Annotated in this window: 12 protein-coding genes; 1 reads left to right on the plus strand and 11 read right to left on the minus strand. The window is 44.0% G+C overall.

Annotation, left to right across the window (positions count from 1 at the left end):
* Window position 1: 1 nt before the first annotated feature.
* The 9 genes from mutM to ABHN01_RS18435 form a co-directional block, all read right to left on the minus strand.
* Window positions 2-823, minus strand: a complete 822-nt coding sequence (gene mutM, locus ABHN01_RS18395) for a DNA-formamidopyrimidine glycosylase (RefSeq protein WP_429876715.1) — start codon at window positions 821-823, stop codon at window positions 2-4.
* A 52-nt stretch (window positions 824-875) separates the two neighbouring features.
* On the minus strand, window positions 876-3,518 hold the full coding sequence (polA, locus tag ABHN01_RS18400; protein WP_429876740.1) for a DNA polymerase I: 2,643 nt from the start codon (window positions 3,516-3,518) through the stop codon (window positions 876-878).
* A 204-nt stretch (window positions 3,519-3,722) separates the two neighbouring features.
* Complete coding sequence (pnpS, locus tag ABHN01_RS18405; RefSeq protein WP_429876716.1) at window positions 3,723-5,462, minus strand: two-component system histidine kinase PnpS; 1,740 nt, start codon at window positions 5,460-5,462, stop codon at window positions 3,723-3,725.
* Entirely contained in the window at window positions 5,462-6,172 is a 711-nt protein-coding gene (locus ABHN01_RS18410) for a response regulator transcription factor (protein ID WP_290398735.1), read from the minus strand. Before ABHN01_RS18410 ends, pnpS begins: the two co-directional genes overlap by 1 nt.
* A gap of 284 nt (window positions 6,173-6,456) precedes the next feature.
* On the minus strand, window positions 6,457-6,933 hold the full coding sequence (locus ABHN01_RS18415) for a MaoC/PaaZ C-terminal domain-containing protein (RefSeq protein ID WP_429876717.1): 477 nt from the start codon (window positions 6,931-6,933) through the stop codon (window positions 6,457-6,459).
* A 93-nt stretch (window positions 6,934-7,026) separates the two neighbouring features.
* Window positions 7,027-7,968, minus strand: coding sequence for a malate dehydrogenase (gene mdh, locus ABHN01_RS18420; RefSeq protein WP_290398733.1), 942 nt, complete (start codon window positions 7,966-7,968; stop codon window positions 7,027-7,029).
* Between the two features lie 77 nt (window positions 7,969-8,045).
* Window positions 8,046-9,314, minus strand: a complete 1,269-nt coding sequence (icd, locus tag ABHN01_RS18425) for an NADP-dependent isocitrate dehydrogenase (RefSeq protein ID WP_429876718.1) — start codon at window positions 9,312-9,314, stop codon at window positions 8,046-8,048.
* Between the two features lie 98 nt (window positions 9,315-9,412).
* Window positions 9,413-10,528, minus strand: coding sequence for a citrate synthase (gene citZ / locus ABHN01_RS18430; RefSeq protein ID WP_429876719.1), 1,116 nt, complete (start codon window positions 10,526-10,528; stop codon window positions 9,413-9,415).
* A 189-nt stretch (window positions 10,529-10,717) separates the two neighbouring features.
* Entirely contained in the window at window positions 10,718-11,176 is a 459-nt protein-coding gene (locus ABHN01_RS18435; protein ID WP_429876720.1) for a DUF441 domain-containing protein, read from the minus strand.
* Window positions 11,177-11,229: 53 nt separating this feature from the next.
* On the opposite strand from ABHN01_RS18435, the gene ytvI reads away from it, so the two are divergent.
* Window positions 11,230-12,342, plus strand: a complete 1,113-nt coding sequence (ytvI, locus tag ABHN01_RS18440; protein WP_429876721.1) for a sporulation integral membrane protein YtvI — start codon at window positions 11,230-11,232, stop codon at window positions 12,340-12,342.
* 42 nt (window positions 12,343-12,384) lie between these two features.
* On the opposite strand, the gene ABHN01_RS18445 is transcribed toward ytvI, so the two are convergent.
* Window positions 12,385-12,780, minus strand: coding sequence for an FxsA family protein (locus ABHN01_RS18445; protein ID WP_290398728.1), 396 nt, complete (start codon window positions 12,778-12,780; stop codon window positions 12,385-12,387).
* A 75-nt stretch (window positions 12,781-12,855) separates the two neighbouring features.
* Complete coding sequence (pyk, locus tag ABHN01_RS18450) at window positions 12,856-14,607, minus strand: pyruvate kinase (protein WP_429876722.1); 1,752 nt, start codon at window positions 14,605-14,607, stop codon at window positions 12,856-12,858.
* Window positions 14,608-14,633 lie beyond the last annotated feature (26 nt).

Below are 14,633 nucleotides of genomic sequence, written 5' to 3' on the forward strand. Positions count from 1 at the left end.
GTTATTTTTGGCAGCTGCTGCAAAAATGAGTGCCTCTTCCGGCCACAACGATTCTTGCTATTTCACGTCCGCACTTTTTGCAAGGTTCGCCTTTTTTTCCATAAACAAAAAGCTCCAGTTGAAAGTTCCCGGATCTCCCTTCGGAGTTCACATAAGACCGAATCGTACTTCCGCCTTTTTCGACCGACTCTTTCAGAATGGAAACCATGTTTTCCTGAAGCCGTTTTAACCGATACAGCGATAGTCCGCTCGCTTTTTGTTCCGGATGAATACCCGATGCAAAAAGAATCTCATCCACATAAATATTTCCGAGGCCTGCAATTAAAGACTGATCAAGCAATACCGCCTTCACCGACCGGCCTGTCTTTGAGAACATCTTCTTTAAAAAAGCTGGGGTAAGTTCTGCAGAAAAAGGTTCATATCCAAGTTTGGATAACGGCGGCTGTTGTTCTTCTTCACCTATAGGATACAAGTGCATCGTACCGAATTTCCGTACATCCCGATACCTGAGCTCACTGCCGTCAGTAAACTCAAAAAGAACATGCGTATGTTTATCAATCGGTTCTTCTTTTTGATTTAATGCATACTTCCCCTCCATCCTCAGATGGGAGACCAGCACGTCATCATCAAGAAAGATCTTCAGGAACTTGCCCCTTCGCTCGACATGTTGAATCGTCTGGCCGCTGAGCCGGATTTTGAATTCATCGAGCTCAGGATGTTTAATAATATTGCTCCATAAGACGTTCACTTCTTTAATCGTTTTCCCGCCAACCAGTCTGTTGAGCGTGTTTTTTACGTTTTCTACCTCTGGCAATTCAGGCATATCTTTCACCTCAAATGAAACGGAAAACAGCCGAAACGGCTTTTTCTCCACTCTATTTCGCGTCGTACCATGTATCTCCGTAATCTAAATCAACTTTTAATGGGACATCCAGGCCGAGTGCAGATTCCATCACCTTAGGGACCAGGGAGCAAAGCTTATCAATTTCGTTTTCCGGCACCTCAAAGATCAGCTCATCATGCACCTGAAGCAGCATTGATGCTTCGAGTTTTTCTTCTTTCAGCACCCGATCCATTTCAACCATCGCTTTTTTAATGATGTCGGCCGCTGTACCCTGAATCGGAGTATTCATGGCCGTCCGTTCGGCAAAGCTTCTTAAATTAAAATTCCGGCTCGTGATCTCCGGCAAGTAACGGCGGCGGTGCATGAGCGTTGAAACATAGCCATCCTGTTTCGCCTGGCGGACGACGGATTCCATATATTCCTTAACGCCAGGGAACGTTCTTAAATACTTCTCAATAAATTCTCCGGCTTCTTTCCTTGTAATGTTCAAGCTTTGCGAAAGGCCATAATCACTGATTCCATATACAATTCCAAAGTTAACCGCCTTCGCATGCCTTCTCATTTCCGAGGTCACTTCATCCGTGCCCACGTGGAAGACATCCATCGCAGTCTTCGTATGAACGTCCATTTCTTTTTTGAAGGCTTCCATCAAATTTTCATCCTGAGAAATATGTGCAAGGACACGAAGTTCAATTTGAGAATAGTCCGCGGCGAGGATTTTCCAGCCCGGTTTTGAAGCGACGAAGGCTTGCCTGATCTTTCTTCCTGCTTCAAGCCTGATCGGAATATTTTGCAGGTTGGGTTCTGTCGAACTCAATCTTCCTGTTTGAGTGAGTGCCTGGTTAAATCGTGTATGGATCTTATGCGTATCTTCATCAACTACCTTCAATAGGCCTTCAATGTAGGTCGAGCTTAATTTTCCAAGCTGGCGATAAACAAGGATTTTCCTGATGATTTCATGCTTGCCTTCCAATTTTTCAAGCACATCCACCGAGGTGCTGTAACCGGTCTTTGTCTTTTTGATCGCCGGCAGATTCAGTTTCTCAAACAGGATCTCCCCTAACTGCTTCGGCGAATTGATGTTGAAAGATACACCGGCCAGTTCATGAATCTCTTCTTCCAGCGTTTTCAGCTGTTCTGTGAGTTCTTGTCCCATCGCCTGCAGCCTTCCTGCGTCCACTTTTACTCCTGTCGTTTCCATTTCACCAAGCACCAGTGATAATGGAAGCTCCAGGTCCGCAAAAAGTTCATACTGTTCGTTTTCCTTCAGCAGTCCAGCCAGCTTGTCCTGAAGAGCAAAAATCGCATTCGCTTTACGGACAAGATGTTCCGCTAATACCTCTTCTTCCGGAACCTTGCGTTTGGCGCCTTTTCCGTATACCGCTTCTTCCGTGTCCGTGTCATGTATACCGTAGCGTTTAGCAATGCCCGCTACGTCTTCTCCTGACTCAGACGGATCCAAAAGATAAGAAGCGATCATAAGATCAAACTCCACACCCTTTAGTGAAATTCCGTTCCAGTCCAATGCCACGTAAGCTCTCTTGGCGTCGAACACGTACTTCGTTTTGGTGTCATTCTCCGCCCATTCTTTAAACACTGCGGAAGACAGCGCTTTTTCAGCAGGGATATAATACTTTCCATTGCTGTTCACGATCGCCAGCCCGTTGACCGGAGCTTTATGGTACGTTTCCGGGGTTGTTTCTACGATAAGTGCGGCAGGTGTTGATAAGATCTCATCATTAAGCTCTTCAGCCTTCTCAAAGGATATCTCTTCTTTTTCCTGTTCGCTCAGCTGTTCAGCTCCGCTGTCACCGCCGATTCGTTCCAGCAGCGAGTTGAACCCAAGATCTTTAAAGAGTGGAATCAGCTGTTCTGATTTGTAACCTTCATACACCGAGTCGTTTAAGGAGATTTCGATCGGTGCTTCATGCGTTATGGTAGCCAGTTGTTTACTCATCAAGGCCTGTTCCTTATTGTCAGCCAGTTTCTCCTTCAGCTTTGCCCCAGAAACCTGATCAATGGATTCCAGTGTTTCTTCCAGTGTGCCGAACTGTTTGATCAGTTTAATGGCTGTTTTTTCCCCGACTCCTGGAACTCCCGGGATGTTATCGGATGGATCGCCCATCAGACCCTTCATGTCGATAATCTGGTTTGGGTTTATGCCATACCTCTCTTCCACCTGTTTTAGGTCGTAAGCTTCCACTTCCGAGATCCCTTTACGGGTCAGTGCAACTTCAACGTTTTCTGTTACGAGCTGAAGCAAATCTTTATCACCAGTAAAAACTTTAACGTCCCAGTCCCCTTTTTCAGCCTGGCTGGAAAGCGTCCCGATAATATCATCTGCTTCATAGTTTTCGAGCTCGTACCGCTTAATCCCAAAACCGTCCAAAAGCTGGCGGATGAGCGGGAACTGTTCGGAAAGCTCTGAAGGAGTCTTCTGCCGTCCGCCTTTATATTCGGTAAACGTTTTATGCCTGAAGGTTGTTTTCCCCGCATCAAATGCTACAAGCACATGGCTGGGCTTTTCATCTTCCAAAATTTTAAGAAGCATCGTCGTAAATCCGTAAACGGCATTTGTGTATACACCTTTATCATTGTTGAGCAGAGGAAGCGCGAAAAACGCACGGTATGCGATACTGTTTCCATCGATCAATATTAATTTATTTGCCAAAATGATACCCCCTGATCAGTTGTTTTCCTGTTCCCATTGTACCATCCTGCTCTAAGAAAAGAAAATTGCCGGTTCCTGTTTAAAAAGAAGACAAAAAAAGAGAGAACCCGGAACGGATTCTCTTAAAGGGGGTACTGAAAAAGGATAATTATAGCATAACGATAAACTGTTAAGCCTGAACAAATGCAGTGTTAATATTTTGTAAATTCACGCATTAAAATCTTTTTTAAAGACCAGTGTAAACGTTGAACCTTCCCCCGGCTTGCTTTTTACATGAATACGCCCTCTGTGGGCTTCTACCAAGTGCTTGACAATCGCGAGGCCGAGGCCTGTACCGCCGGAGTTTCTGCTTCTCGCCTTGTCTACTCTGTAAAACCGTTCGAAGATCCGTGATATTTCCTCTTTATGAATGCCGATTCCTGTATCGGATACACTGAAGGTCACTTTTTCACTGCTTTCCTTCAAACGGATGGTTACCCTGCCGCCTTTTGGCGTATAGTTTAGGCTGTTATTGATTAGATTGATGAACACTTGCTTTAACCTCGGCGAATCCCCTTCAATCACGGTATTCCCTTCTGCAGAATACTTGATCTTTATCTCTTTCTCCTGTGTTTTTGTTTCCAGCATGAGCATCACTTCTTCAACGATCGTCGCGAGATTCACTTTTTGCAGGTTCAAGGAAAAGCCTTGTTCCACTTTTGACAGATCAAGCAGATCCTGGATAAGATGCTGCAGCCGGTCACTCTCTTTCCACATGATCGTAAGAAACTTTTTGCGGATTTCCGGATTGCCGTCTGCCCCGTCCAATAAGGTTTCAGCAAAACCCTTTAGTGAAGTAACCGGTGTTTTTAATTCATGAGAAACGTTTGCAACAAAATCCTTTCTCATTTGTTCCAGTTTTTTCAATTCAGTAATGTCATGAAACACAAGAACAATGCCGCGAAGTTTTCCAAGACTATTGAGGACCGGAGCGCTGTAAATATCAAAGTTCTTTCTCTCAATATGAATAGGAAGCACGACTTGCTTCCGGATGTTGGTTTCCATAATAAACGTATCTTCAACGATCTTTGTAATCTCTTTATATGGAAATACCTCATGAAACAAGTGGCCGGTCCATGAATCGGTATACTCTTTAAAAATTTCTTTGAATGCCCGGTTAACAATCGTTATATAGCCGTCAGAATCGATCAAAATCAATCCGCTGCCCATGTTTTCAATCAGGGTCTTTAAACGGTCTTGCTGTGATTCATAGGATTTTGTCATCTTCTCGAGATTTCGGGCGAGTACATTTAAGGAGAAGTTCAGTTCCCCTACATCGCCTTTATATTCATAGGTTCTCGCCTTAAAATTCCCTCTTGCCAGCTCCTTCGCGGTGCTTGTCGCCTCCTCGACTGGCTTCACGATCCGATTCAGTACACGGATCGATACGAAGAGAACAATAATTAAGCTGATGATAAAACCAAGAGACATGGCAAGCCATATGGACCGCTCAGTGCCGTTGGCTGTCTTTTCAGGAATAACAAGCTGGACATACCCCTTAATTGATTCAGACGCTTGATTTTTTACAGGAAGAGTATAAATCATGCGGTCGATATCTTTTGTAGCAGCCAGAGAGTTTCCTTTATAATCGGCCAATCCTCTTAACGGCTCATCGGGAACAGCTTCTTTCTCATTTTGTGACTGCGCCAAAACCTTTCCTTTAGGAGATAGATAAAGAACCTTACCTCCTAAATCCTTCTCCGCTCGGTTCAGCAGCTTTTCCAGAAAAACCGGATCACGGTTTAGAGCCGCAAGGGAAACCAGCTGGAGTTCACGCTGGTAGGATTGCAGACGTTTTTCCTTAACAGTATAGTGCACCAGACCCCCGACAATCAGAGCGAGCAGGATGAACACAAGCATAATTCCAACCAGGAAAAAAGAAAGTACCCGGTTTTTAAAATCTGGCATTATTGCGGAACCTCAAGCTTATAGCCCATCCCCCTGATGGTTTTGATATAAATCGGCTTTCGGGTATTTTCTTCGATTTTTTCCCGCAAGTGGCTGATGTGCACATCCACAATCCTAGTATCTCCGACAAAGTCATAGTTCCAAACAGCAGACAGGAGCTGTTCACGGGTGAGCACCCGGTTTTTGTTCTTTGAAAGGTAGACGAGCAGCTCGAACTCTTTCGGGGTCAGTTCAAGTGCAGTGCCTTTGTAGAAAGCTTCATAGTTCTCGGGATAGACTTCTACCTCACCGATCGTCAGCTTCTCTGGTTCCTCTGGTGGAGCAGGCTCTTCAATTGCTGCCTGCTTTGTCCGACGGAGGATCGCTTTCACACGGGCAACTACTTCACGGGGGCTGAACGGCTTTGTCATATAGTCATCTGCGCCTAATTCCAACCCTAGTACTTTATCAAATTCATCATCTTTTGCAGTCAGCATGAGAATGGGAATAAAAAGCTGCTTTTGTCTCAGATTTTTACAGACCTCGAGACCATCCATTTCAGGAAGCATAAGATCAAGAACGATTAAATCCGGCTTTTCCATTTCTGCTAATTCAAGGCCCTTTCGTCCATCCATAGCGGTGATCACTTCAAAACCAGCTTGTTCTAAATTAAATTGTAATAATGTTGAGATCGATAATTCGTCCTCGACTACCATGATTTTCTGGCTCATCTTTTCCCACCCTTTTTTATTTACGTTTCACCATTTTCAATACAATCATACTATTTTTTTCTTCGAAGCACAAAAGGGCTAGATTAAAGATTTCGTAAAGTTTGTAAATTTTAAAAGAAAAACCGAAGCACCTGTTTAAGCCGACACGCGCTGGAGTTTCTGAATTCAGACATTTAAGTCGAAAATAGATTTCAATTTTCGTCCTCGGGTTCTGAAGCAAGATACCACTTTATGCCAACAAAATCTTTTGCTTGTTTAAAATAAAAAAAGACCGGTTGCCCGGTCTAAAAGTTTTCCAGCGTATTTGATGTAATAGATTTAGGCGGATAAGGAGGACATATTTCCAGGTCCCCTTTAATGACCAGCTCGTTTTTCTCATTTTTTCCTTCTACTTTCATTATGATGGAATGTGCCGACTGGTCGATTTCTGTCACTTCAAACAGGAAATTCACTTTGCCGTAATGATAAACAGGTTTCGGGAATGACAGTGATTGTTTTTTAATGCTGCTTCCGGGACCAGGCAAATATTTGGACACCGCCGCTGTTATCATCCCGGTCAGCAGAATCTGCGGAACAATTGGTCTTTTGAATGGAGTCATGGATGCATAATCATGCTGGATGAATAATGGGTTGTTATCGTTGGTAAGTCCAAGGTATAAGAGCAGATCTTTATCTTCAATCGTTTCGGACATTTCTAGTTTTTCCCCTGCTTGGATCTCTTCTATATTTCTGCCCAGTTTACGTTTTTTTCCTAATAACATAAATGGCCACCCCTTATTACTCCTTAAGTAAACGCTTACATTTCTTTTTTGATTAAAAGATTCGGGATCGCCCGAACCTTTTAATCAAAGGATTTATGCTAAAACATTCATTACACTTTTAACAGATTCTGCAGAACGATCCAGCGCTGCCTTTTCATCAGCTGTTAATTCAAGTTCAATGATTTCTTCAAGTCCGTTGCCGCCTACGATTGTTGGAACACCTAGACAAATTCCGTTATAGCCGTATTCGCCTTCGAGATAAGCGATCGTTGGAAGAACACGTCTTTGGTCTTTAAGCACCGCTTCTACCATTTCTACCAAGGAAGCAGCAGGAGCATAATAAGCGCTTCCGTTTCCTAGGAGGTTGACAATTTCTCCGCCGCCTTTGCGAGTACGTTCAACAATCGCATCCAGACGATCTTGAGGAATTAATTTTTCCAATGGGATTCCGCCTGCATAGGAGTATCGTACGAGCGGCACCATGTCATCTCCATGTCCGCCAAGAACAAAACCGGTGATGTCTTTGACAGAAAGGTTCAATTCTTGGGAGATAAACGTACGGAAACGAGCAGAATCAAGGATTCCAGACTGTCCGATCACTCGGCTTTTCGGGAAACCGGATTCTTTAAGAACCGTGTAAGTCATCGCATCAACAGGATTTGTCAGAACGATGATTACTGTGTTGGGAGAATACTTCACGATTTCTTGTGTAACGCTTTTCATGACTTTCGCATTTGTGTTCACAAGATCATCACGGCTCATGCCTGGTTTACGTGCGATTCCTGCAGTAATAACGACCACATCGGAATCTTTTGTATCTTCATAATTGGAAGTACCAATGATATTCGCATCAAATCCTTGTACAGGGCTTGCTTCCAGCATGTCCAGCGCTTTCCCTTTAGTAGGATTCTCTGCTTGAGGAATGTCAACAAGCACTACATCCCCAAGTTCTTTTTGAGCTGCGATAAATGCGGTTGTTGCTCCAGTAAAACCTGCACCAATGACTGAAATCTTTTTGCGTGAGTTTACTGCCATAAGGAATCCCTCCAATAATCTTGGTTCTTTTTTTCAAAATTTAGGAATTGGCCCCGGAGGACCGGGGCCAATTTTAATTACATATTGCTGATGAGTTCGTCAGCAAACTCAGAACATTTTACTTCTGTAGCACCGTCCATCAAACGTGCGAAGTCATAAGTAACAACTTTGCCGGCAATAGCTTTTTCCATAGCAGAAGTAATGAGTTTAGCTGCTTCATGCCATCCGAGGTGCTCCAGCATTAAAACACCAGATAGAATAACAGAAGAAGGGTTAACTTTATCCAGGCCTGCATATTTAGGAGCTGTACCATGAGTAGCTTCGAAGATCGCATGGCCAGTTTCATAGTTGATATTAGCTCCAGGCGCGATGCCGATTCCGCCTACTTGTGCCGCAAGCGCATCAGAAATGTAGTCACCATTCAGGTTCATTGTCGCAACAACATCAAATTCTGCAGGACGAGTAAGGATCTGCTGAAGGAAAATATCAGCGATAGAGTCTTTAACGATAATTTTGCCTGCAGCCTCTGCGTCAGCTTGTGCTTTGTTAGCTGCGTCTTTTCCTTGTTCTTCTGCAATGCGGTCGTATTGAGCCCAAGTGAATACTTTATCGCCGAATTCTTGTTCAGCAAGCTCATAACCCCAGTTTTTGAATGCACCTTCTGTAAATTTCATGATGTTTCCTTTGTGGACAAGCGTTAAGCTCTTGCGCCCTTCGCTGATCGCGTACTGAAGGGCAGCACGAACCAAACGTTTTGTTCCTTCAGAAGAAACTGGCTTGATTCCGATACCGGAAGTTTCAGGGAAGCGGATTTTCTTTACTCCCATTTCTTCCTGCAGGAAAGAAATAACCTTCTTCACTTCATCAGATCCGCTTGCATACTCGATACCCGCGTAAATATCTTCAGTGTTTTCACGGAAGATCACCATATCCGTATCTTCCGGACGTTTTACAGGTGAAGGTACACCTTGGAAATAACGAACTGGACGAAGACAAGTGAACAAGTCCAATTCTTGGCGAAGTGCCACGTTTAATGAACGGATTCCTCCGCCAACAGGCGTGGTAAGAGGTCCTTTAATAGCGATTATGTAATCGCGGATCACATCAAGTGTTTCGGATGGAAGCCATTCGCCTGTCTCGTTGAATGCTTTCTCCCCGGCAAGAACTTCCTTCCAGACGATTTTCTTTTCGCCATTGTATGCTTTATCTACTGCTGCCTCCAAGACACGTGACGCTGCCGCCCAAATATCAGGGCCAGTCCCGTCTCCCTCAATAAAAGGGATGATCGGTTGGTTAGGTACGTTTAATACCCCGTTATCTACTGTAATACGCTCTCCATTTGACATGTTGCTCGTCCTCCTATCTAAAATCTCTTACTTTTCTATCCTACTAAAATAACCTTCAAAAGAGAAGAGGAACCCCTCTTCTCTTTTCTTACTAACCATTAGCGTTCAGAAACTGGAATGTAGTTTTGCATGGAAGGTCCGGTATAATCTGCACGCGGACGAATCAAGCGATTGTTTTCATACTGCTCAAGAATATGGGCAATCCAACCGGATACACGGCTCACCGCAAAGATCGGTGTAAAGATATCGTGAGGAATGCCAAGGCTGTGGTATACGCTGGCAGAATAGAAGTCTACGTTTGGAAGCAGTCCTTTTTCTTCTTTTAGCAGCTCTTCTAATTTGACAGACATTTTATACCATTTCTCTTCGCCTGTTGTGGTTGTAAGCTGTTTGCTCATTTCACGAAGATGTTTGGCGCGCGGGTCGCCATTTTTGTATACACGGTGTCCGAAGCCCATGATTTTTTGTTTGTTGTCAATGGCCTTTCTCAGGTAAGTTTCCACGTTCTCTTCACTGTTGATTTCGCTGAGCATCTTCATCACCTGCTCGTTTGCTCCTCCGTGAAGAGGCCCTTTTAACGCACTGATCGCAGCAGTTACACCGGAGTACATATCAGAAAGCGTTGCTACAGCAACACGTGCAGTAAACGTTGAAGCATTCAGTTCATGGTCTGCATGAAGAACCAATGCTTTATTAAATGCTTCCAATGCCACTTCGTCTGGTTCTTTGCCTGTCAGCATGTAAAGGAAGTTAGCTGCAAGGCCTAAATCTTTGCGTGGAGAAACAGGCTCTTGGCCTTCACGGATCCTTGCAAACGCTGTAACCACTGTTGAAATCTGTGCCTGTAGTTTAACCGCTTTTTTGTAATTTCCTTCTTTAGTCATGTCTTCTGCATCTTCATCGTACATTCCAAGCAAGGAAACCGCTGTACGAAGAATCGCCATTGGGTGAACTCCTTTTAAAGGAAGCGATTTCAATTGTTTGATTAAATCATCAGATACAGCCGCTTGTTCAGCAAGCTCTGCTTTAAACTGCTCCAATTCCTTTTCGTTAGGAAGTTTTCCATTCCACAATAAATATACTACTTCTTCAAATGTTGCGTGGTCTGCCAAGTCGTCAATGCTGTACCCTCTGTATGTCAGTACATCATCAATGATTGAGCTGACAGATGAGGTTGTAGCCACTACACCTTCTAATCCTCTTGTTGCTGTCATGGTTATCTCTCCCTTTCTAGAATCTCTTTCTCCTTTAATAGAAAAGCACAAAACCATAAAACTCTTATACGTAAGAGCTTACATTTCTAGCCTTTTAAGAAATGTAGACTATTTAAAGGAAATCGTACATATAAGTCAATTATAAACAATAAACAGGGCTTTGTGAATGGAAATGCCTTTTTTCGTTGTTTAAGCACTGAAAAATTCGACAATTTTCATAGCGATATACGCAATTCCTGCCCCGATAAGAGGACCTACCGCTACGCCGTTTAAGAAAGCTACAGCTAGAATGGTGCCGAAAACAAGAGCTGCTGTAATATGAGGATCGTTCTGCAGAAGCGTTATTCCTTTTGATGCGATAAGCGCAACAAAAATTCCGGAAAGTAAAGCAATCCAAGCAAATGATGATTTTAAGGCTTCCTGCAGCTGTTTAAATCCGATGTCCCCTGTAGCGATTGGAATCAACACAGCAATCGTGATGATGGTTACGCCCCAGTTGATGCCTTTCTGCTGAATCAGAGGAAAGACCTTATCCCCGATCCCTGTGAATTTAAGGACAAGCAATACGGCAAGAGCAATGATTAACGACTGGTTCTTCGCTATGATTCCAATGGCCAGCAGGATGACCAAAAACAATGTTGACTGCATGATAGGCAACCTTCTTTCTATTTATGTAGTGATCTGAACGGATGGTGAAGGATATGAACAATGACTATTTGCACCGTATTCTGCGCTTTTTTCTCATAGTATGTTTATTTTCCATTGTCTTACTTGCCTGTTTTTTTCTTTCCAAAGTAACTTACCCTTTTATCCTTGGCGGAATCATCGCCATGTCGATCAATCCATTCGTTAACTTTTTAGAAGAAAAGGGGAGAATGCATCGAGGCTTCGCTGTTTTTACGGCTCTGCTTCTGCTTATCGCAACATTGGCAGGAGCTGTGTTGCTCCTGATGCGGGAAATTTTCTCCGGATTTGCTTATCTGGCACACGTTCTTCCTACGTACAGTAAAATACTGGTACAATACATGGAAATCTGTTTCAAGGAGAAAATCCTCCCCCTCTATAATGACATCAACCGTATGTTTAATAACTTGGATGACGGGCATCAGCAAACGATCATGAAAAATATTGATACGGTCGGAACACACATTACAACAACCGTAAGCAATTTGGCTCAACAAACGGTCAACTGGATCTCCACTGTGCTTGTCAGTCTGCCGAGCATTGTTACCGTACTTGTATTTTCCATTCTTGCGGCCTTTTTTATTTGCAAAGACTGGTATCGTTTTTCTGGATACCTGCGAAAGGTCTCTTCTGATAAATGGATGGCGAGCACCCGAACCGTTTACATTGAACTGCGCAAGGCATTATTTGGTTTTGCCAAAGCGCAGCTGACACTTATCTCAATAACAGCCTTTATTGTATTGATCGGCCTATTGCTGCTTCGGATAGAATATGCCATCACAATTGCGTTGTTAATCGGCGCTGTGGATCTTCTGCCCTATTTGGGAACCGGAGCCGTCTTCATGCCCTGGATTGCCTATACCTTTGTTTCCGGAGATTATCCGTTAACGGTCGGGCTCTCTGTTCTCTATGGCGTGGTCATTATACAGCGGCAGCTGGCCGAACCAAAAATTCTTTCCTCGACCATCGGGCTTGATCCTCTCGCGACGCTCATTGCCCTGTTTGTCGGGTTCCAATGGTTTGGATTTCTCGGCCTGTTGATCGGACCTGCCTTTCTTGTCATCATCCGTGCTCTCCATCAGGCTCAATTCTTCCACGAAATTTACTATTTTATTAAAGGAAAAAGCTGAAATTTCCAAATAAAGAGAGAGCCTCCAACTGGAGGCTCGTTTTTATCGTTTCCAATAGAAATTATATTGTCCGGATCTTATTTTCCGTTGAAAATAACGTAATAACTGCACTTTAGCTACAGAACGTGTCGGAGGAAAAAGCAGCAGTAATCCGGCAAAATCGGAAATAAATCCTGGAGTGAACAAGAACACGCCCCCCGCCAGAATACAGATTCCATCAATGAGTACATTCCCCGGAACCTGGCCGTTTTGCAGCTGGGCCTGTGCATTTCTGAGTGCGTTCATACCTTCTCTTTTGGCCAGCCAAGCGCCCAACAGACCGGTAAACATAATGAGTGCTACGGTAGGGACCGGACCGATCAGGTTACCCGTCCAGACCAATAATCCGATTTCTGCAGCTGGTACGACAAGCAGCAATACAAACAAAATCCTGAACATAAAGACTGCTCCTTTAGTAAGGTTTCTAATCGATGAAAAAAGAGAAGGATCAGCTCCTTCTCTTCTTATTATAGATTATAAAACGTTTTTGCGCCCGTCATAGATATCGCCTTTAGAAGCGTCCACCGTGATTTCCTGTCCGTCTTTTAGAAGCTTTGTAGCATCTTGAAGACCCACGATAACCGGTTTTCCCAAGCTGATGCCGACTACTGCAGCATGGCTAGTTAATCCGCCCTCTTCAGTAATGATGGCTGCTGCCTTTTCAATCGCTGACATCATTTCACGGTCGGTTCCGATCGTAACAAGGATATCACCTTCATTTACTTTTGTGGCTTCTTCTGCATTGCGTGCAACAACCACTTTACCAGTCGCTGACTGCTGTCCAATCCCTTGCCCTTTTGCAAGAACATCACCGATCACGTGAACTTTCAGAAGGTTGGTTGAACCTGTTTTACCGACAGGAACTCCAGCCGTAATTACGACGATGTTTCCATGTGCGACCAAGTTGCTCTCGAGTGAAGAATCGATCGCGATTTGGAACATTTCATCTGTTGTATCGGCTTTCTTGCCCTTTACAGGATATACTCCCCATACAAGAGATAGTTTTCTCATCACGTCTTCATGGCTTGTTACAGCAATGAGAGGTGCTTTAGGGCGGTATTTAGAGATCATCCGTGCTGTCATTCCTCGTTCAGTCGCAGTGATGACTGCATCCGCTTCAAGATTTAACGCTGTAAAGGAAACCGATTGAGAAATAGCGTCTGTGATCGTTGTTTTGCTTTCCTTGCTTCGCTGAGACAGGATGTTACGATAATCTAAAGCAGATTCTGCACGTTCTGCAATCTTGTGCATCGTTTGGACCGCTTCAACCGGATACGTTCCTGCAGCTGTTTCACCTGAAAGCATGATGGCATCCGTACCGTCAAAGATGGCGTTCGCCACGTCACTCGCTTCCGCACGTGTCGGACGAGGGTTGCGCTGCATGGAATCAAGCATTTGAGTAGCTGTAATGACAGGCTTCCCAAGTTCATTACATTTTTTGATCAGCATTTTTTGTACAAGCGGCACTTCCTCAGCGGGAATCTCAACGCCTAAGTCACCGCGGGCTACCATCAAGCCATCAGATACCGCAAGGATTTCGTCGATGTTCTCGACACCTTCCTGGTTTTCAATCTTAGGAATGATCTGGATGCTTTGTGCATTGTGTTTTTCAAGAATCTCACGGATCTCAAGAACATCCGTTGCACGGCGCACAAAGGAAGCAGCGATGAAATCGATTCCCTGCTCAATCCCAAACTCAATGTCCTTCGCGTCCTTATCAGTGATTCCAGGAAGCTTTACACTTACGCCCGGAACGTTTACGCCTTTTTTGTTCTTTAATGTTCCGCTGTTCAAAATCTTTGTTGTGATTTCTTTGGAACCAATGTTCGTAACTTCAAGCTCGATCAAGCCATCGTCCAGCAGGATTTTAGATCCGACGTGCACATCATCAACAAGACCTGGATAGGTTACAGAAATCTTCTTGCTTGTTCCCATAACTTCTTCCATCGAGATAACAAGCTCTTCCCCGGCTTGCAGTTCTGCAACGCCGCCTTCAAGTGTTTGTGTACGGATTTCAGGGCCTTTCGTATCCAAAAGTATCGCAACAGTCTTGCCAAGCTTGGCCGCTGCTTCTCGAATGTTTTTGATACGCGCTCCATGTTCTTCAAAATCTCCGTGTGAAAAGTTTAGACGAGCTACATTCATACCTGTTTCGATGAGCTGTGTCAACTTTTCTACACTTTCACTTGCAGGTCCGATCGTACAGACTATTTTTGTTTTACGCATGGGTGTTCCTCCTGTATTTTGCATTT

Source organism: Fictibacillus sp. NRS-1165, assembly GCF_050468105.1.
In the GTDB taxonomy this organism is placed as follows: Bacteria; Bacillota; Bacilli; order Bacillales; family Fictibacillaceae; genus Fictibacillus_C; species Fictibacillus_C terrinigri.